20 protein-coding genes are annotated in these 16,883 nt (G+C 64.3%); 9 read left to right on the top strand and 11 right to left on the bottom strand.

Annotated elements, in window-relative coordinates:
* Positions 1-46 precede the first annotated feature (46 nt).
* Together A9K71_RS29440 and A9K71_RS29435 are read left to right on the top strand one after the other, a co-directional pair.
* Positions 47-580, top strand: a complete 534-nt coding sequence (locus A9K71_RS29440) for a DUF934 domain-containing protein (protein ID WP_067004079.1) — start codon at positions 47-49, stop codon at positions 578-580.
* 246 nt (positions 581-826) lie between these two features.
* Positions 827-1,447, top strand: coding sequence for a DJ-1/PfpI family protein (locus A9K71_RS29435; protein WP_067004077.1), 621 nt, complete (start codon positions 827-829; stop codon positions 1,445-1,447).
* Positions 1,448-1,494: 47 nt separating this feature from the next.
* Here the strand turns inward: A9K71_RS29435 and A9K71_RS29430 are convergent, their stop codons facing one another.
* A complete protein-coding gene (locus tag A9K71_RS29430) occupies positions 1,495-1,695 on the bottom strand; it encodes a hypothetical protein (RefSeq protein ID WP_067004075.1) in 201 nt (66 codons plus the stop codon).
* Positions 1,696-1,913: 218 nt separating this feature from the next.
* Here A9K71_RS29430 and grpE point away from each other — a divergent pair, with 218 nt between their 5' ends.
* Both grpE and A9K71_RS29420 read left to right on the top strand, forming a co-directional pair.
* Complete coding sequence (gene grpE / locus A9K71_RS29425) at positions 1,914-2,564, top strand: nucleotide exchange factor GrpE (protein ID WP_067004211.1); 651 nt, start codon at positions 1,914-1,916, stop codon at positions 2,562-2,564.
* Between the two features lie 110 nt (positions 2,565-2,674).
* Positions 2,675-3,307, top strand: coding sequence for a trimeric intracellular cation channel family protein (locus A9K71_RS29420; RefSeq protein ID WP_067004073.1), 633 nt, complete (start codon positions 2,675-2,677; stop codon positions 3,305-3,307).
* A 131-nt stretch (positions 3,308-3,438) separates the two neighbouring features.
* Here the strand turns inward: A9K71_RS29420 and A9K71_RS29415 are convergent, their stop codons facing one another.
* The 6 genes from A9K71_RS29415 to A9K71_RS29390 form a co-directional block, all read right to left on the bottom strand.
* On the bottom strand, positions 3,439-4,323 hold the full coding sequence (locus tag A9K71_RS29415) for a GNAT family N-acetyltransferase (RefSeq protein WP_082953625.1): 885 nt from the start codon (positions 4,321-4,323) through the stop codon (positions 3,439-3,441).
* Between the two features lie 186 nt (positions 4,324-4,509).
* Positions 4,510-6,789 (bottom strand): PAS domain-containing sensor histidine kinase, encoded by a 2,280-nt coding sequence (locus A9K71_RS29410; RefSeq protein WP_067004069.1) that lies wholly within the window; start codon positions 6,787-6,789, stop codon positions 4,510-4,512.
* Positions 6,790-6,933: 144 nt separating this feature from the next.
* The gene (locus tag A9K71_RS29405) at positions 6,934-7,923 is read right to left on the bottom strand and encodes an MDR family oxidoreductase (RefSeq protein ID WP_067004067.1); all 990 of its coding nucleotides are present in this window, start codon (positions 7,921-7,923) and stop codon (positions 6,934-6,936) included.
* A 52-nt stretch (positions 7,924-7,975) separates the two neighbouring features.
* The gene (gene lspA / locus A9K71_RS29400) at positions 7,976-8,464 is read right to left on the bottom strand and encodes a signal peptidase II (RefSeq protein WP_067004065.1); all 489 of its coding nucleotides are present in this window, start codon (positions 8,462-8,464) and stop codon (positions 7,976-7,978) included.
* A 13-nt stretch (positions 8,465-8,477) separates the two neighbouring features.
* Positions 8,478-9,338 carry an RNA methyltransferase gene (locus A9K71_RS29395; protein ID WP_067004063.1) on the bottom strand — a complete coding sequence of 287 codons (861 nt, stop codon included), beginning with the start codon at positions 9,336-9,338 and terminating at the stop codon, positions 8,478-8,480.
* Positions 9,339-10,397: a class I SAM-dependent rRNA methyltransferase gene (locus tag A9K71_RS29390; RefSeq protein ID WP_067004061.1), complete on the bottom strand. Its 1,059-nt coding sequence runs from the start codon at positions 10,395-10,397 to the stop codon at positions 9,339-9,341.
* Positions 10,398-10,521: 124 nt separating this feature from the next.
* On the opposite strand from A9K71_RS29390, the gene A9K71_RS29385 reads away from it, so the two are divergent.
* Both A9K71_RS29385 and A9K71_RS29380 read left to right on the top strand, forming a co-directional pair.
* Positions 10,522-11,232 (top strand): YafY family protein, encoded by a 711-nt coding sequence (locus tag A9K71_RS29385; RefSeq protein ID WP_067004209.1) that lies wholly within the window; start codon positions 10,522-10,524, stop codon positions 11,230-11,232.
* Between the two features lie 69 nt (positions 11,233-11,301).
* Positions 11,302-11,682, top strand: a complete 381-nt coding sequence (locus A9K71_RS29380) for a VOC family protein (RefSeq protein WP_067004207.1) — start codon at positions 11,302-11,304, stop codon at positions 11,680-11,682.
* Positions 11,683-11,724: 42 nt separating this feature from the next.
* Here A9K71_RS29380 and A9K71_RS29375 read toward each other — a convergent pair whose 3' ends face one another.
* From A9K71_RS29375 to sppA, 4 genes are all read right to left on the bottom strand, one after another.
* A complete protein-coding gene (locus tag A9K71_RS29375; RefSeq protein WP_067004059.1) occupies positions 11,725-12,696 on the bottom strand; it encodes an ornithine cyclodeaminase family protein in 972 nt (323 codons plus the stop codon).
* A 21-nt stretch (positions 12,697-12,717) separates the two neighbouring features.
* Entirely contained in the window at positions 12,718-13,050 is a 333-nt protein-coding gene (locus tag A9K71_RS29370) for a DUF1049 domain-containing protein (protein ID WP_067004057.1), read from the bottom strand.
* Between the two features lie 61 nt (positions 13,051-13,111).
* The gene (locus A9K71_RS29365; RefSeq protein WP_027165368.1) at positions 13,112-13,396 is read right to left on the bottom strand and encodes an integration host factor subunit beta; all 285 of its coding nucleotides are present in this window, start codon (positions 13,394-13,396) and stop codon (positions 13,112-13,114) included.
* A gap of 75 nt (positions 13,397-13,471) precedes the next feature.
* Complete coding sequence (sppA, locus tag A9K71_RS29360; protein WP_067004055.1) at positions 13,472-14,425, bottom strand: signal peptide peptidase SppA; 954 nt, start codon at positions 14,423-14,425, stop codon at positions 13,472-13,474.
* Between the two features lie 306 nt (positions 14,426-14,731).
* On the opposite strand from sppA, the gene lptC reads away from it, so the two are divergent.
* The 3 genes from lptC to lptB are packed head-to-tail and all read left to right on the top strand — an operon-like array spanning position 14,732 to position 16,867.
* The gene (lptC, locus tag A9K71_RS29355) at positions 14,732-15,445 is read left to right on the top strand and encodes an LPS export ABC transporter periplasmic protein LptC (RefSeq protein WP_067004053.1); all 714 of its coding nucleotides are present in this window, start codon (positions 14,732-14,734) and stop codon (positions 15,443-15,445) included.
* Positions 15,432-16,049 (top strand): LptA/OstA family protein, encoded by a 618-nt coding sequence (locus tag A9K71_RS29350; RefSeq protein WP_067004051.1) that lies wholly within the window; start codon positions 15,432-15,434, stop codon positions 16,047-16,049. Before lptC ends, A9K71_RS29350 begins: the two co-directional genes overlap by 14 nt.
* Positions 16,049-16,867, top strand: a complete 819-nt coding sequence (gene lptB / locus A9K71_RS29345; protein WP_067004049.1) for an LPS export ABC transporter ATP-binding protein — start codon at positions 16,049-16,051, stop codon at positions 16,865-16,867. The genes A9K71_RS29350 and lptB overlap by 1 nt, the downstream gene beginning before the upstream one ends.
* Positions 16,868-16,883 lie beyond the last annotated feature (16 nt).

The following is a 16,883-nucleotide window of genomic DNA, read 5'->3' as shown; positions in this document are numbered from 1 at the left end:
CCTTTCATTCTTAGGGCATTAGGATCTTAGGGCATTAGGAATTTTGATGACTGAGCCGACCAAATCGGAAACCCGCCTCTGGACCCCGAACGGTTTCCGCGAGGACGAATGGACCCATGCCGAGAGCGCCGAAGCGCTTGCCGGCAATGGCCGCTTCATCCTCCCGTTGCAGGCCTTTCTCGGGCTCGATGACGATATCCGCAGGTCGGCCAAGGAGCGTCTCGGCGTGCTCCTGCTCCCCGGCGACGAGCTCGACAAGATCGTCGGCCTGCTCGACCAGCTGTCGCTGGTGGCGCTTGCCTTCCCGGCCTTCAACGACGGCCGCTCCTTCTCCAAGGGCGAATTGCTGCGCACCCGGCATAACTTCAAAGGCGCGGTGCGCGCCACGGGCCAGGTCCTGGTCGATCAAATGCCGCATATGCTGCGGCTCGGCTTCGACGAGTTCGAGGTCTCCAATCCGGTGCTGTTGAAGCGGCTGGAGGAAGGGCGCACAGGAGGCCTGCCGGTCTATTACCAGCCGGCGGTAGAGCCGGAAGCCAAGGGCCCGAAATATTCCTGGCGGCGCAAACGCCCGGGCTGACGCCATCCCCGTCCCGACCGGCGAAGGCACCCGTCCGATAAAGAACAAGCGAGCCTGCAGCTTTGGTCTGACCAAGCGGCTTGTTTTTGACGTCTTGGAGGAGTCGGTTTTGGTCCTGCGCGCCTCGTCGCAAACGATCTGGTCAGACCACTTCTGCGAATTTCACTTCCCCTTTTCCCGCCTTGCCCTTAGGATACAATGATTATTTCGCGCCCCGAAATAAACAGCGGAAAGGGAGGAAACGGCATGGCAGGCAAGAAGATACTGATGCTCGTTGGCGAGTTCAGCGAAGAGTACGAAATTTTCGTTTTTGAGCAGGCGATGCACGCGGTCGGCCACACCGTCCATGTCGTCTGCCCGGACAAGAAGGCCGGCGATGTGCTCAAGACCTCGCTGCACGACTTCGAGGGCCATCAGACCTATACGGAAAAGCTCGGCCACGACTATATCCTCAACAAGACATTCGCCGAGGTGAATCCCGCCGATTACGACGCGGTCTACGCTGCGGGCGGACGCGGGCCGGAATATATTCGCATCGACAAGCGCGTGCAGGCGCTGGTCAGGCATTTCCACGAGACCGGCAAGCCGATCTTCACCATCTGCCACGGCGTGCAAATCCTGATCGCGGTCGACGGCGTGGTGCGCGGCAGGGAGGTGGCGGCGCTGCAGTATTGCGAGCCCGAGGTGACGCTCGCCGGGGGCACCTATATCGACGTGTCGCCGACCGGCGCGCATATCGACGGCAATCTGGTTTCGGCAAAGGGATGGCCCGGCCTTGCGGCGTTCATGCGGGAGTGCCTCAAGGTGCTTGGCACCGAGATTCGCCATGGCGAGGCGCTGATGCGCGACGAGCGCAGGGCCGCATAGCTCCTCAGCGCCTTACGCTGTGGAACTAGGGAAAGGGCGGTCTGCGGCTAGTGCTGCCGCTGGCCGTCCACCTTGTCCGCTTCGGCGCCGTCCAGGCGGTCGAGCAGATCCGTGAACTGCTTTGGGACTTCTTTTTCCAGGCGAAATGCCGGCAGCGTGCGCAGAAGGCGCTTGGTGGTTTCGGTGCCAACCTGTCGCCTGATATCCTCGGCGAGCTTGGCGCGCCTTTCGCCGATGTTGCCCTTCATGGTCCCAAAATCCTGTGTCGGCTTCGAAACTCTCGCAGCCCGGCAATGGTTCCCGCATAGGCCCTTAGTGGCAAGCAAAGCCGTCCGGTACGGTAAAATTTGAATTAATTTGGAACGATCGCGGAAGGGCCGTCATCGGTGCTTGCCCCTTGATTTTTGGGCTCTAAACCTCGATATCGGGCGCAAATCCAAACCAATTCGAATGACGGGAAATGGCGATGAGCGACCAGGCAAAAGACGAACGCGTGCCCGAGGAAATCGAAGCCAACCAGGCTTCTGAGGCCCGGGCTTCCGGCGAACGCGCGGAAGGCGGCGTCGACGGCGACTATGAGGCGCTTGTGCGGTTGCTGAAGGAGAACGAGGAACTGAAGGACCGGGCGCTCCGCGTAGCTGCCGAGATGGAAAATCTGCGGCGCCGTACCGCGCGTGATGTACATGACGCGCGCACCTACGCTGTGGCCAATTTCGCGCGCGACATGCTGTCGGTGTCGGACAATTTGCGCCGCGCGCTGGACGCCATTCCGACCGAGGCCAAGGCCTCCGGCGATGCCGGCTTCAAGGCGCTGATCGAGGGCGTCGACCTCACCGAGCGCGCCATGCTGGCGGCGCTGGAGCGGCATGGGGTGAAGAAGCTTGCGCCCGAAGGCGAGAAGTTCGACCCGAACTTCCATCAGGCGATGTTCGAGGTGCCCAACCCCGACGTTCCGGCGGGGACCGTGGTCCAGGTCGTGCAACCCGGCTATTCGATCGGCGAGCGCGTGTTGAGGCCGGCGATGGTCGGCGTCTCCAAGGGCGGCCCAAAGGCGGCCGCCGCCGAAGCGCCGGTCGAGCCGGGTCCGGTGAACGAGCAGGCCGAGAAGGATGCGTGAAGGGAGCCGATAGCGAATAGGGAATAGCGAATAGGGAAGACGGTACCAACCGCACCGCTTCGTGATATTCACTGTGCACTGACTATTCGCCAATCACTATTCGCTCGCCAATGAATCCCATCGAGCTGCTCGACTATGCCGGCGTCGCCGTCTTCGCGGCGACCGGCGCGCTTGCCGCATCACGCAAAGAGCTCGATATCATCGGCTTCCTGTTTCTGGCCAGCATCACCGGCATCGGTGGCGGAACGCTGCGCGACGTCATTCTCAACCTGCCGGTGTTCTGGGTCGCCAACAGCGGCTATGTGCTGATCTGCGCCGTGATGGCAGTGCTTGTCTTCTTCAGCGCCCATCGCGTGGAATCCCGCTACAAGCTGCTGCTCTGGCTCGATGCGTTCGGGCTTGCCGCCTTTGCGGTGATGGGGGCTGCAAAGGGCCTGGCGATCACCGGCTCGCCGGTCGTGTCGGTCATCACCGGGGTGCTCACCGCGACCTTCGGCGGCATATTGCGCGACCTGATCGCAGGCGAGCCTTCCGTGCTGCTCAGGCCCGAAATCTATGTCACGGCCGCGCTTGCGGGTGCAGCGCTCTTCACGTTTGGCGATCTCGTTGGCATGTCGGCCCTGCCATCCAGCCTGCTCGGCTTTGCGGCGGCGTTCCTGGTGCGGGGCGGGGCGCTCAAATTCGGCTGGTCGTTCCCGGCCTATAAGAGCCGGCCGGGGCGAAGGCCGGAGGATATTCCGTAATAGCAAACAGCGAATAGCGAATAGGGAGTAGCGAATAGGGCTGGTTGTAATCAGCCCACTATCGTTACTACCTTCGCTATTCGCTATTCGCTATTCGCTATTCGCTATTCGCTATTCGCTATTCGCTAGACTCACGCCGCGAAACGCTGGCCTTCGCCGCCATAGTAGTTGACGTAGCGGGCGCCGATCTCCTTGACCGGCATGACGACGAAAATGTCGACGGTGGAGAATTCGTGGTCGATGACGCAGCCGTCGCCGATACGGGCGCCGACACGCAGATAGCCTTTGACGAGCGGCGGCATGGCGGCGATCGCGGCCTTGGCATTGACCGCCTCGATCGGCATCAAGTCCATCGAGCAGTAGCGGCCGGCCACCGCCCGGACATCCCAGGCCTGGTCGGTGCGGCAGTGATGGGCGAGGTAGGTAAGCGCCTCCGCATGCGCCGCCGGCACGGTGCCGTGGAAGGAGGCGCAGCCGGTCATCACGCCGATGCCATAGTGGTTGATATAGGCCCAGATGCCTTGCCAGAGCGCCTCGATGGTGCGCTTGGAGCGATATTCCGGCAACACGCAGGAGCGCCCGAGCTCCAGGAAGCGTTGGCCCGGATGGCGCGCCACCAGCTTGGTCAGCTCGAACTCGCCCTCGGAGTAGAAGCCGCCCGCCGCGGTGGCGATCTCCTGCCGCAGCAGGCGATACGTGCCGACGATACGGCGGTGCTCTGGGCCGGGAAGCGAGGTGTCGAAAACCAGGAGATGATCGCAGAGCGGGTCGAAGCGGTCGGCATCGCGCCGATCCTGCGCCTGGAACAAATCCTTCCTCGCGCCGAGCTCGTCATAGAATACCCGATAACGCACTTCCTGGGCGGCGGCGATCTCGGCCCCGTTGCGGGCGAGCCGCACTTCCAGGTTGCCGATGCGGCCCAGCGGTGCGCCGCTTGCGAAAGCGTCGGCGGCACGCGCGCCGAGAAGGGCGCTGGCGTTCGGCCGAGTATCGCATTCAGGCATGACTGTATGCACGAGTGATTCTCCTTCGAGCCATCCCTCTTGGCACGGGGATACGGTGTAGGTGCAACAGGATTGTGACAGTACCGTGATACGGCGATCCCGGCAATACTTCGTCGGCTGGGCAATACCCTCAACCGGCTATCTTATGGCTGCGAAAGCCAAGCAATCCAAGGCGTTCGGGAAAGTCTAAAATATTCGTTACGCCGCTGCCTGGCTCTCGACGGCCTGGACGAGCGCATCGGGGTCGAGAGGCTTGGTGACGAAGCCGCTGGCGCCGTGGGCCAAAACCGTGTGGCGCGTCTTTTCCTGGCTGTCGGCCGAAAGCACCATGATCGGGATCGGCGGGACGGCAAGCGCTTCCTCATGGCGGCGGATGGCGGCGATCGCGTCCAGCCCGTCCATCACCGGCATGTGGAGATCCATCAGCACGACATCGAAACGATGCTTGAGGCCGGCGTCGGTGACGGCTTCGACCGCGGCCTTGCCGTTGCTGACGATCTTGACGCGATGTCCAGCCTTGAGCAGCGTGGCGCGGGCAAGCATCGCGTTGATGTCATTGTCCTCCGCGATCAGCACGGACAGGCCCTTGTCGCGGCGACGGACGGACGCGGTGCCGCGCGGTTCCGACCGCGGCTCGGCGGGTGCCGGCACATGGCTGGTCAACAGCACGCGCAGCAGCGTTTCGCCGCGCACCGGCCGGGCGAGAAACGTCGCGTAGCCGTTGGCGCGGAATTCGCCAAGCATGCCGCGATCGGCGGGTGCGATCAGGGTGATGGCCTGGCAGTCGACAAAACCGCTCTGACGCAGCCGCTTGAGCAGGCGGCCGTCGCTGTTCTCGAGCGCGGCGTCGACCAGAAGCACGTTGCAGCCGGCGGCGAAGGCAATGGCCTGGTCCGGCGTGGCCGCGATCTCGACGGCACCGCCATGCGCGCGGATGGTGCGAGCGATGGCATCGGCCTCGACGGCATTCTTGGACACAATCACCGCGCGTCGGCCCGAGAGGATGTCCCGGCGATATTGTGGCGGTTGGGTTGCCGCGGTCGCCGGAATGTCGAAGACGAATTCGGATCCCTCGCCTAGCCGGCTCGAAACCGAGATCGTGCCGCCCATGGCGATCACCAGGCGCTTGGAGATGGCTAGGCCGAGACCGGCGCCGCCGTGCACCCTGGTCGAAGTACCGTCGGATTGCTCGAATTCCTCGAAGATGCGCTCCATATCCTCTTCGCGCAGCCCCGGACCGGTGTCGGCGATGGTGAAGCGGATGCGGTCGGTGCTCTCGGTGCTGGCGCGCGCGACGGTAAGCAGCACGCCGCCTGTGTCGGTGAACTTGACGGCATTGCCGATGAGGTTGAGCAGCACCTGGCGCACGCGACCGGGGTCGGCGGTGATCATCTGCGGCACGTCGGGTTCGACGTGACAGCCGAGGCCGATGGTCTTGGAGAAGGCCTTCGCGGCCAGCAGTTCGATGATGTTGTCGGCGATCTCACGCAGGGATGTCGGCTGCGGCTCGGGATCGAAGCGGCCGGCCTCGATCTTGGAGTAGTCGAGCAGATCCTCGATCAGCGCCAGCAACGAGCTTGCGGAAGTCGAGACGGCGCCGACATAGGTACGCTGCTCGGGCGACAGGTCGGTGTCGGCAAGCAGCTTCGCCATGCCCATGATGCCATTCATCGGCGTGCGGATCTCGTGGCTGACGGTGGCAAGGAAGCGCGACTTGGCCTGGCTGGCGTATTCGGCCCGCTCGCGGGCGGTGATCAGCGACGATTCGGCGCGCTTGCGGGCGGTGATGTCACGGGCGATCGCCCGGTGCGAAACAGCACCGGTGTCCCTGTCCCGCACCGAGAGCTCGATCCAGGAGAACCAGCGCGGCCCGTTCGGCGTGCGGATGGCGACATCGGTGGAGCTCAGGCATTCATGATCCGAAAAGGCGGCCTCGGGCACGACGCCGACGTCGATGCCGAGCTCGGAAAGCGTCTTGCCTGCGAGGTCGCGCTGATCGATCTCGACGAGCGAGGCGAACACCTTGTTGGCGTAGACGATGTGGCCGTCGCGGTCGCGATGGACAACGAGGTCGCCGAGCGCATCGATCAGACCGCGAAAACGCTCTTCGCTCTCCTGCATCTCCCACATGCGATCGGCGAGGGTCTCGATCTCGGCGCGGCTACGGGCGGCCGTCTCGTCGAGAAGTGCGGCGGTGCGCCGCTCGGCGCGCTGGTTGCGCAGATGCATCACCAGGCCGCCCAGACCCGTCGCCAGAAGGCCTATGGTGATGAAGATCGGCGCTCCCGTGAGATGCGCCAGCCCGGCCAGGACGACTATGGCGACGATCGTCAGGAACGGCAGGCCTTCATGACTGTCCGCTTGCAATGCGGGGACCAGCGGCGGCGCGACCAGCACCTGCCGCTTCGGCGCGTCAGGACCCGGTCCGTCGTCGCCTGCGGCTTTGCTGTCCTGTCTGAAGTCGGAGTCCGCGAGCATGCGGAAAACCTTGCCAGACAGAGATTATGGAAGATTGCGGCGGATCGTTCGAATTTTAGTCGTCCATTCCGATATCCGGCAGTTTTTGCCTGGTTTTGGGCGACTTCGGGCGGGAAATCGCCGAACGCTATTCCTGGGATTGCCCTACAGATCGACTACCACGCGGCCTCTGATCCTGCCCTCGACGATGTCGCGCGCGGCGCCGATGATGCCGTCGAAGGCGATCGAGCGCGACAGGGTCGACAGTTTCTTGAGGTCGAGGTCGGCGCCAATGCGGCGCCACGCCTCGAGGCGGACCGCTTTCGGCGCCATGACGGAATCGATGCCGAGCAGCGAGACGCCGCGCAGGATGAAGGGGGCGACGCTCGTCGGAAGGTCCATGCCGCCGGCCAGGCCGCACGCGGCGATCGCGCCGCCATAGGACGTCATCGCCAGCACGTTGGCCAGCGTATGGGTGCCGACCGAGTCGACGCCGCCGGCCCAGCATTCCTTGGCCAGCGGCTTGGCCGGCTGGCTGAGCTCGTCGCGTGAGATCACCTCGGCCGCGCCGAGGTCGATCAGATAGGGGCTTTCGGCATTGCGCCCGGTCGAGGCGATCACATGGTAGCCGAGGGTGGAGAGGATCGAGATGGCGACCGAGCCGACGCCGCCGGCGGCCCCCGTCACCACCACCGGTCCGCGATCCGGCACGATGCCATGCCGCTCCAGCGCCATCACGGCGAGCATTGCCGTATAGCCGGCGGTGCCGACTGCCATCGCATCATGCGGGCTCATGCCGTCGGGCAGCGGCACCAGCCAGTCGCCCTTGACGCGGGCGCGGGCGGCAAAGGCGCCGTAATGCGTCTCGCCGACGCCCCAGCCATTGAGGATGACCTTGTCGCCCTTGCGCCAGTCGGGGTGCGAAGATTCGATGACAGTGCCGGCGAAATCGATGCCGGGCACCAGCGGCCAGCGGCGCACGACCGGGGCCTTGCCGGTGATGGCCAGCCCATCCTTGTAATTCACCGTCGTCGCCTCGACGGCGACGGTGACATCGCCTTCCATCAGGTCAGCTTCGGTGAGGTCGACGATCTCGACCGACTGCTTCTTTTCGGCGTCGCGCGAAACGAGGATGGCTTTAAAGGTATCGGACACTTTGGTCTCCTCGTTTTGTTTGAAACAAATTTGCGGCGGTGGCCGCGCCAGGTCAATTGCCTGGATCCTGGGACCTGGTTTCCCGCCGCCAGCCGATCAGCTCGTCGAAGACGACCAGCGCGGCGCCGACCGAAATGAAGGCGTCGGCAAAGTTGAACACAGCAAAGGACCAGACCGGCGTGTGGAAAAGAATATAGTCGATCACGTGACCGTAGACCGCGCGGTCGATCAGATTGCCGAGCGCGCCGCCGACGATCAGGGCGAAGCCGATCCGGGCAAGGACGTGACCGGGGGGCGTGCGCACCGCCAAATAGAGCACGAAGGCGACGACGAGCGCGGCGATGACCACCAGGCCGGTGTCGCCGAAGGAGGAAAACATCGAGAAGGCGATGCCGGTGTTGTAGGTGCGAAACAGCGCCAGGAAAGGAAGCAGATCCACCTTTTCCTGGAAGGCGAGGCCGTTTTCCACCAGCTGTTTTATCCACTGGTCGAGTGCGATAGCGAGCACGACCAGCAGGGCGTAAGGTGACCAGGATTTCACGATTTCGCAGCCCTCATCGCGTGTCGGCAGCAGGGTCGAGCTTCAACGCGCCACGCCGGATTTCGAACAGCATGACGCCGGTAGCAACCGCCAGATTGAGAGAATCGGCGCGTCCGGCCTGCGGGATCCTGAGCAGCCGGTCGCAACTATCCGCAAGGCTGTCGGGCAGGCCCTGCTGCTCGTTGCCCATTAACAGCAGCACCGGGCCTCTCGAAAAGTCGACCGACCGGTAGTCGACTGCGCCCTTCAGATGCGTTCCGGCGACGAGGCCCGGAAAGTCGCGCCGCCAGGCCAGAAAAGCCTGCTCCGTTGCCTTCGCGACCGGCACGGCAAAGATCGAGCCCATGCTGGCGCGCACCGTTTCCAGCGAAAACGGATCGGTGGTGTCGCCGACCAGGATGACGCCCTTGGCGCCGACGGCGTCGACGGTGCGGATGACGGTGCCGAGATTGCCGGGATCGCGAACCCGGTCGAGCGCGACCCAGACGTCGCCGTCCGTGGCACGGATATCCTTCAGCGGCAGCGTCTGCTGGACGAAGACGCCGACGACCATTTGCGGGTTTTCCCGGCGGGTGATTGCCGCCAGCACCTTTTCCGAGACTTCGAGCACGGTGCCGCCGGCGGCGACAGTGCGCGCCGCGACCTTTTCTATCGCCGCGTTGCCGCGCCCGGCCTTGGCGAAGACGAGCGTCCTGATCGACCAGCCGAGGTCGAGTGCGTCGATGACCAGCTTCAGGCCTTCCGCCATGAAGGCGTTCTGCTGGTCGCGGAACTTCTTCAGCGCCAGCGCCTTGATGTCCTTGACCAGCGGATTGGCGAGGCTGGTGACTTCCTTGACCTGCCCGACGGGCCGGGCGCCATCATGCGGGACCATTCAAGCCACCCAGCGCGAGAACAGCGAGGTCGACAGCGCGCGGCCGGCGGATTTCTCGCGGATGATCAGCTCGCCGGATTCGACCGTGCCGCCCATGCCGGCGAAGGCGTCCCGCATCAAGGCATGGATGGCGAAGAAGGAGGCGCGGATCGAATAGGCGGTCAGCACCACGGCGATCGGCTTCGGCGTCAGGATCGAGCGGCAGAGATCGGTGAGCCCCGGCAGATCCTCGAACAATTGCCAGACTTCCCCCTTGGGACCGCGGCCATAGGCGGGCGGGTCGAAGAGCACGATGTCATAGTGGCTGCCACGGCGCTCCTCACGCTCGGCGAACTTAACCGCGTCCTCGACGATCCAGCGGATCGGCTTGTCGGAGAGGCCGGCTCTCTCCTGGTTCTCGCGCGCCCATCCGATCGCCTTCTTCGAGGCGTCGACATGAGTGACCTCTGCGCCGGCGCGCGCCGCCACCAGCGAGGCAAGGCCTGTGTAACCGAAGAGGTTCAGCACCTTGATCGGTCGCTTTGCCGCGGCGATCAGGCCGGCCATGTGGTCCCAATGCGATGCTTGTTCGGGAAAGACGCCGACATGGCGGAATGAGGTGAAGCGGCCGAGATAGTCGATGCCGTCATGCTTCATCGGCCAGGTCTCGCCGAGCGGCGTTTTTGGAAAACGCCAGCGGCCGATGCCTTCCTCGTCGGTGTCGCCGGTGAAGATGGCGTCGGCGCGCTGCCATTCCTTGGCGGGAAGCGCCCGCTGCCAGATAGCCTGGCCTTCGGGGCGCACGATGCGGTAGGGCCCGTACTGCTCCAGTTTTTCGCCGGCGCCGCTGTCCAGCAGAGCATAGTCGGCATTCGGCGCGACCTCGAGGATCAGCGGCAGGCGCTCGGCGGGCAACGGGCCTTCGCGGCGTGCAAGAGGGCGCTGCGCTGGTTTTGCTTCCTGACGATGATGCGGCTCCGACCTCTCCGCCGAAGCCGCCTCCCGCAGCCGCGACTGGCTGGGGGGATTCGCCGGCTGGCGCGGACGGTTGTCGCGGTTTCGGTCGCGAAAGGACTTCAAGAACAATCTCCGGAACGGCACGCCGCTTTTGGCATAGGCCCTTGACCTTCGCAACCGCATGGTCCGGCGCTGTTCTGTCGCGATGCGATGGACCTCGCCCGAAGAAACGGGCAAGTCTCCGGTCATGTCCCGTTCCGAACGCCTGCTCGACCTGATCCAGATTCTGCGCCGCCACCGCCGGCCGGCCAGCGGCCGCACGCTTGCGGAGGAAATGGGCGTGTCGATCCGCACGCTCTATCGCGACATCGCGACGCTGCAGGGGCAGGGCGCGCCGATCGAAGGCGAGGCGGGGCTGGGCTATGTGCTGAAGCCCGGCTTCATGCTGCCGCCGCTGATGTTCACCGACGAGGAGATCGAGGCGATCGTGCTCGGCTCGCGCTGGGTGGCGAAACAGCCGGACAAGCGGCTGGCCGCGGCGGCGGCAGATGCGTTGTCCAAGATCGCGGCGGTCTTGCCGGACGATCTGCGTGACGATCTCGACGCCACGACGCTGCTGGTCGGGCCGAATTCAGCGAGCGGCGAGGCGATCGATCTCGGCATCGTCAGGCAGGCGATCCGCAGCGAGCGCAAGCTCGGCTTCCTCTACCGCGACGCCGGCGGCGCGGCCTCTGAGCGCATGGTCTGGCCGTTCGCGCTCGGCTTCTTCGACAAGGTGCGGGTGATGGTGGCGTGGTGCGAGATGCGCCAGGATTTCCGGCATTTCCGCGCCGACCGCATGTCCGATCTCGCAGCCACCGAGATCCGCTATCCGCGCCGCCGCCAGGCGATGCTCAAGGAATGGCGAGCGACGCACGATGAATCGGCCCGGAAAACGGCGCAGGAGCCTGCTGGCTGATCGCTGCTGCCAGAATCTGACAGTGGGATGATCTAGCTTGGCCAAGGTTCAAACACCTTGGAGACCGACATGACCACGCCCAATTTCATCATCCTCTATGTCGACAGCCCCGAGAAGAGCGGGGCGTTCTACGCCTCGCTGCTCGGGCGCCAGCCAGTAGAGGCCTCGCCCACCTTCGCCATGTTCGTCCTCGACAACGGCTTCAAGCTCGGCTTGTGGTCGCGTCACACGGTTGAACCGGCGGCCGCCGCCGCGGGCGGGGGCGGCGAGCTCGTGCTTGCGATGGAGAATGCGGCCGCGGTCGACGCCACGCACGCGGACTGGGCGGGACGCGGGTTGAAAATCCTGCAGGCTCCGGTCGATCTCGACTTCGGCCGCACCTTCGTCGCGCTCGATCCCGACGGTCATCGGCTGCGGGTTTATTGGCCGAACGAGGCAGCAGGGCAGTAGGCGTAAGGTGTGAGCTTCGTTATTGCCTTACTGCCCTATTCCCTACTGCCTTGTGCTGAGCGCCTTGTAGACGGCGATGCCGGCGGCGAGATCTTCAAGCGCTGCGCCGACCGACTTGAACAGCGTGATCTCGCTATCGCTTTGCCGGCCCTGTTTCTCGCCACGCGCCAGTTCGTGCAGGTCGGCGATGACCGCTTCCGGCTTCAGGACACCGGAAGCCAATGGCTGCACGATGTCGCCGGCCTCCTTGGTGGCGCCGGCACGGGTATCGACATAGACGCGGGCGCGGGAAATGGCATCGTCGTCGCTCTCGCGCATCTGCGGCGTGAAGCCGCCGACCAGGTCGACATGGGCGCCCGGCTTCAACAGCGCGCCCTTGATCAGCGGCGCGGTCGTGATCGTCGCCGACGAGACGATGTCGGCCTCGCCAAGCTCGGTTTCGAGGTCTCCTGCCACGCTTGCTGGAAAGCCTTCGGCGTGCAGCGCCGCCGCGACCTTTTCGGCATTGGCCGGCGTGCGGTTCCAGATGCGGATCGACTTAACGGGCCTCACCGCCGAATGCGCCTTGGCGAGGAAGGGTGACAGCGCGCCGGCGCCGATCACCAAGAGCCGCGAGGCGTCCTCGCGGGCGAGATAGGATGCGGCGAGCGCCGAGGCGCAGGCGGTCCGCCATTGCGTCAGCCGCTGGCCGTCGATCAGAGCCTGGGGTTCGCCGGTCACGCCGTCGAGCAGCAGATAGAGGCCCATCACCGCCGGCTTGCCGATCGCGTTGTTGTCCGGCGAGACGGTGACGATCTTGACGCCGATATGGCCGCCGGCCGAGGTGCCGGCGGCGTCGAAGTCGGTCCAGGCCGGCATCAACAAAAGCGTCGAGGCGGCGCCGTCCGGCCGCTCGACCGCGTGATGATGGCGCACCGGCTGCACGGCGCCTTCGCGGAAGGCGGTGCGCAGTGTCTCGACCAGACCTGAAAAGGTCAGCGCGCGGTCGACCTCGGCGGCCGAAATAGTCAGCATGGAAAGCTCCCTAAGGCGCTGTTAATTCGTCGGCTTGGGCAGCGCCGGTCCTTTCGGCGCAGCGGGTGCGCGGCTCACTGCCTGGCGCAGGTTCTCGGCCTCCAGCCCGCGCTGGCGCGCGAGCTTGCGGTAGCGGCCCTGCTTCACCCAGGTCGCCATGCTGCCGACGATCATGCCGATGGCCAAAGCCAGGAACAGCAAGATGAAGAGCGGCAAATTCAGCGTCAGCGCCGGATTGCCAGGATGGAACGGGTCGAGCGTGAAGGCGACGAGGCCGCGATTGGCGACGGCAAGCGCGATCAGGATGACGGCCAGCGGCACGAAGACCACGACGAGCATGACGCGATTGAACATCAAATCTCCTGGAGGTGGCTTAAACGCCGAAACGTCGTTTCCCGACCTGCCGGCGCAGCGCCTATTTGCCGCCGTTCAGCCTTTCGCGCAACTCCTTGCCGGTCTTGAAGAACGGCACCCACTTCTCCTCGACCTCGACGGATTCGCCGGTGCGGGGGTTGCGGCCGGTGCGGGCAGGACGGTTTTTCACCGAAAAGGCACCGAAACCGCGCAACTCGACCCTGTTGCCTTCGGCGAGCGCGTCGGTGATCTCGTCAAAGATCGCGCCGACGATGTTTTCAACGTCGCGGAGGAAAAGATGGGGGTTGCGCGCGGCAATGATCTGCACAAGCTCGGACTTGATCATGAACGTTCCCCGTAAACCACTGCGGTCAAATATCAGGATGATTTTATTGCTTTATTTGGCTCGTCCCAATGGTTGTCAAGGGTGCCAGACCGAAACGAGACCGTCAAGGAACAAGCGGTCGGCGCCAAGCTCGTGAATGATGTCGCCGCCGGCGTCCGGCAGGCCGAGCGCGCTGGCGACGGCTTTGGTCATGCTTCTCGAAAACAGGAGGCCGTGCCTCTCCGTATCCTTCCATTCGACGACCTTCAGCTTGCTGTCGACCCCTTTGGTCGCCAGCCAGTTGATCGCCTCGGGTTCGCCGCCAACGGCATCAACCAAGTGATTGGCGAGCGCCTGGCGGCCGGTGAAGATCGAACCGTCGGCCAGCGCCTGCGCCTGCTCGCGGGTCATCTTGCGCCGTTCGGCGACAATGCCGACGAACCAGTCATAGCTGTCGAGGATGAGCTTGCGCACCATGGCGCGCTCGTCGTCATTGGTCGGCTTGAAGGGCGAGGGCGCAGCCTTGAGCGGCGAGGACTTCACTTCCTCGAGCTTGATGCCGAGCTTGTCCATCAGGCCGCTCACGTCGGGATACTGGATCAGCACGCCGATCGATCCGACGATCGAGGTCTTGCGGGCGACGATGTGGTCGGCCGCGCTTGCGATCATATAGCCGGCGGACGCGGCCAGCGTGCCGACCTCGGCCACCACCGGCTTGTCGGCGGCGAGCTTGCGCACTTCCTCATAGATCGACTCGCCGCCAACCGTGGTGCCTCCGGGCGAATCGATCGACAGGATGACGCCCTTCACCGTTGCGGATTTGCGGATCGTCTCCAGTCTTTTGATCAGCTCCTCGTCCTCGGTGATGGTGCCTTCAATCTTGACCTTCGCGATGTGGTCGATCGCCTGACCGGTGAAATCGTCACCATAGATCCATGCCGAAAACGCGATCAGCGCTGCCGCCACAATCACAAACGCGGTCACCCGCCAGAACGTCAGCTTGCGGCGCAAGCGGCGGCGGTCGATCAGGTCGTCGGCTCTCATTGCCATGGTCAGCCTCACATTCGGTGGGAAAGGACGCTTTTAAAGCAACCATCCGCGCGGGGCTACCGTTTCCTGACGCCCTGGCCCTAACAGGTCTTGGCGCAACGCGGCGGTCACGACGACCTCACGAAAAATTAACGCAGCCCGTTCCTATCTGCTATGAAGAGCTGGCAGTGCAGCCGGATTCGTCCTAGTCGTACGGTAGTAGCCGTCACATTTTTGCAGTTTTCCTCCGCTTGTGCTTGCTTGCGGGGACCGGCATACCACCTATAGGCGGTGTTTGGCGGGGCAAGGGCTCATTAGAAAACAGTCATGTTGGCGCGATCTGACGAAACGAGCGATGCCGAAACGGTATCGGCTGCCGCTGGCGAAAGCGGCACGCGCGGCGATGCGTTCGATCGTGCGCAGCGGCATTCGCGCCGCGTGCGCGTGTTGAAATTCGCCGTGCCGCTGCTGGCGGCGGCAATTGCGATCGCCTTTCCGGTCTATTCTTATCTCGCCGCGCCGGTGTCGATCTCGGTACAGGCCGACGGCACGGCCTTTTCGGACGGCAAGCTGGTGATGGCCAATCCCAAGCTCAACGGCTTCACCAAGCAGAAACTGCCTTATTCGCTGACGGCGACCAGGGCGACCCAGGATGTCGGCAAGCAGGGTATCATCGACCTCGAAGGCATCAACGCCAAGCTGCCCGTCGCCAGCGACAATGTGGTGGCGGTCAACGCCGCGCATGGCATCTACGACCGCGACGCCAACACGATGGACCTCACAAGCGATGTCCTGGTGACGACGAGCGACGGCATGGAAGCCAAGTTCAAATCGGTCTTCCTAGACATGGGCAAAGGCTCTATGAAGACCGACAATCCGGTCGATGTCAGCCGAGGCGGATCGCGCATCACCGCCGACTCGATGTCGGTGGAAGAAAACGGCAAGGTCGTGGTCTTCGAGAACCGGGTGCGCGTCAACATCGACGCGGCAAGTCTGAAGGCGGCAGAGGCAAAGGGCGGAGAGCAGAATGCGTCGCAGTAGTTCGGCAAGGCTTGCAGCGGCGGCCTCTCTCTTCATGTTGCTCGGGGCGGCGCCGGCGCTTGCCCAATCCGGCGGCACCAGCCAGATGTCCGGCCTGAAATTGTCAGGCGACCAGCCGATCCAGATCGAAAGCGACAAGCTCGAGGTCCGTCAAGCCGACAGCGCGGCGATCTTCAGCGGCAACGTCACCGTCAATCAGGGGCCGACGCTGCTCAAGGCCGGCAAGATGACGGTCTACTACGTCAAGGACCCAAACGCTCCCAAGGGCGCGGCGGCCGGCGCATCGGCGATGACCGGAGCAGCCAACATCGACCACCTCGTGGTCGAGAACAAAGTCTATATTAAATCGAACGACCAGATCGCCACCGGCGACAAGGGCACGTTCGACATGAAGACCCAGGTGCTCGTTCTTTCCGGCAGCGAAGTCGTGCTCTCGCAGGGCGACAACGTGCTCAAGGGCTGCAAGCTCACCGTTCAGATGAAAAGCGGCCTTGCCAATGTCGACGGCTGCGGCACCGGCGGTCGGGTCATCATGTCGATCACGCCGCAGAAGCAGGGCGCGCCCCAAAAGGGCACGGCCCAGCAGGGAGCGTCGAGCAACTAATGGCCGGCGTATCGTCGCTGCTGGCCCGCCTCCCGGGGCGGACGGCCGCAAAAGCGTCTGCGCCGGCGACGGTCGGCGCCGACAAGGCGAAGTTCAAGGGCACCCTGATCGCCAAGGGCCTGACCAAGAGCTATAAGGGCCGCAAGGTGGTGAGCGGCGTGACGCTCGGCGTGCGGGCCGGCGAGGCCGTCGGACTGCTTGGGCCCAATGGCGCCGGCAAGACCACCTGTTTCTATATGGTCACCGGTCTCGTGCCGGTGGACGAAGGCACGATCGAGATCGACGGCTTCGACGTCACCTCGATGCCGATGTACCGGCGCGCCCGCCTCGGCATCGGCTATCTGCCGCAGGAAGCGTCGATCTTCCGGGGCCTCAACGTCGAGCAGAATATTCGCGCCGTTCTGGAAGTGGTGGAAAAGAGCCGCAAGGAACGTGAGCGCACGCTCGACGAGCTGCTCGAGGAATTCCACATCAGCCATCTGCGCAAGGCGCCGTCGATGTCGCTGTCCGGCGGCGAAAGACGCCGCCTCGAGATCGCGCGGGCGCTGGCGACGCGGCCGGCCTATATGCTGCTCGACGAGCCCTTCGCCGGTATCGATCCGATCGCGGTCGCCGACATCCAGCAGCTCGTCCGCCATCTGACCGCGCGCGGCATCGGCGTGCTGATCACCGACCACAATGTGCGCGAGACGCTCGGCCTGATCGACCGCGCCTATATCATCCATGCCGGCCAGGTGCTGACGCATGGCCGCGCCGACGAGATCGTCGCCAACGCCGATGTGCGGCGGCTCTATCTCGGCGAGGGTTTTACGCTCTAAACGCGAAAATTCCGGT

Source organism: Mesorhizobium sp. WSM3873 (genome assembly GCF_001672445.1).
In the GTDB taxonomy this organism is placed as follows: domain Bacteria; phylum Pseudomonadota; class Alphaproteobacteria; order Rhizobiales; family Rhizobiaceae; genus Mesorhizobium.
Note: the sequence above shows the minus strand (reverse complement) of the source record. Positions and strands in the feature narration are given on the sequence as shown.

What these genes read in the sequence shown, in the direction of transcription:
- A9K71_RS29370 (WP_067004057.1), bottom strand. Translation starts at nt 13,050, where the DNA reads ATGTTCAATCGCGTCATGCTCGTCGTGGTCTTCGTGCCGCTGGCCGTC.
- A9K71_RS29395 (WP_067004063.1), bottom strand. Translation starts at nt 9,338, where the DNA reads ATGGTCCCGCATGATGGCGCCCGGCCCGTCGGGCAGGTCAAGGAAGTC.
- A9K71_RS29375 (WP_067004059.1), bottom strand. Translation starts at nt 12,696, where the DNA reads ATGCTGACTATTTCGGCCGCCGAGGTCGACCGCGCGCTGACCTTTTCA.
- A9K71_RS29430 (WP_067004075.1), bottom strand. Translation starts at nt 1,695, where the DNA reads ATGAAGGGCAACATCGGCGAAAGGCGCGCCAAGCTCGCCGAGGATATC.
- A9K71_RS29420 (WP_067004073.1), top strand. Translation starts at nt 2,675, where the DNA reads ATGAATCCCATCGAGCTGCTCGACTATGCCGGCGTCGCCGTCTTCGCG.
- A9K71_RS29365 (WP_027165368.1), bottom strand. Translation starts at nt 13,396, where the DNA reads ATGATCAAGTCCGAGCTTGTGCAGATCATTGCCGCGCGCAACCCCCAT.
- A9K71_RS29410 (WP_067004069.1), bottom strand. Translation starts at nt 6,789, where the DNA reads ATGCTCGCGGACTCCGACTTCAGACAGGACAGCAAAGCCGCAGGCGAC.
- A9K71_RS29440 (WP_067004079.1), top strand. Translation starts at nt 47, where the DNA reads ATGACTGAGCCGACCAAATCGGAAACCCGCCTCTGGACCCCGAACGGT.
- A9K71_RS29385 (WP_067004209.1), top strand. Translation starts at nt 10,522, where the DNA reads ATGTCCCGTTCCGAACGCCTGCTCGACCTGATCCAGATTCTGCGCCGC.
- lptC (WP_067004053.1), top strand. Translation starts at nt 14,732, where the DNA reads ATGTTGGCGCGATCTGACGAAACGAGCGATGCCGAAACGGTATCGGCT.
- lptB (WP_067004049.1), top strand. Translation starts at nt 16,049, where the DNA reads ATGGCCGGCGTATCGTCGCTGCTGGCCCGCCTCCCGGGGCGGACGGCC.
- A9K71_RS29350 (WP_067004051.1), top strand. Translation starts at nt 15,432, where the DNA reads ATGCGTCGCAGTAGTTCGGCAAGGCTTGCAGCGGCGGCCTCTCTCTTC.
- grpE (WP_067004211.1), top strand. Translation starts at nt 1,914, where the DNA reads ATGAGCGACCAGGCAAAAGACGAACGCGTGCCCGAGGAAATCGAAGCC.
- sppA (WP_067004055.1), bottom strand. Translation starts at nt 14,425, where the DNA reads ATGGCAATGAGAGCCGACGACCTGATCGACCGCCGCCGCTTGCGCCGC.
- A9K71_RS29380 (WP_067004207.1), top strand. Translation starts at nt 11,302, where the DNA reads ATGACCACGCCCAATTTCATCATCCTCTATGTCGACAGCCCCGAGAAG.
- A9K71_RS29435 (WP_067004077.1), top strand. Translation starts at nt 827, where the DNA reads ATGGCAGGCAAGAAGATACTGATGCTCGTTGGCGAGTTCAGCGAAGAG.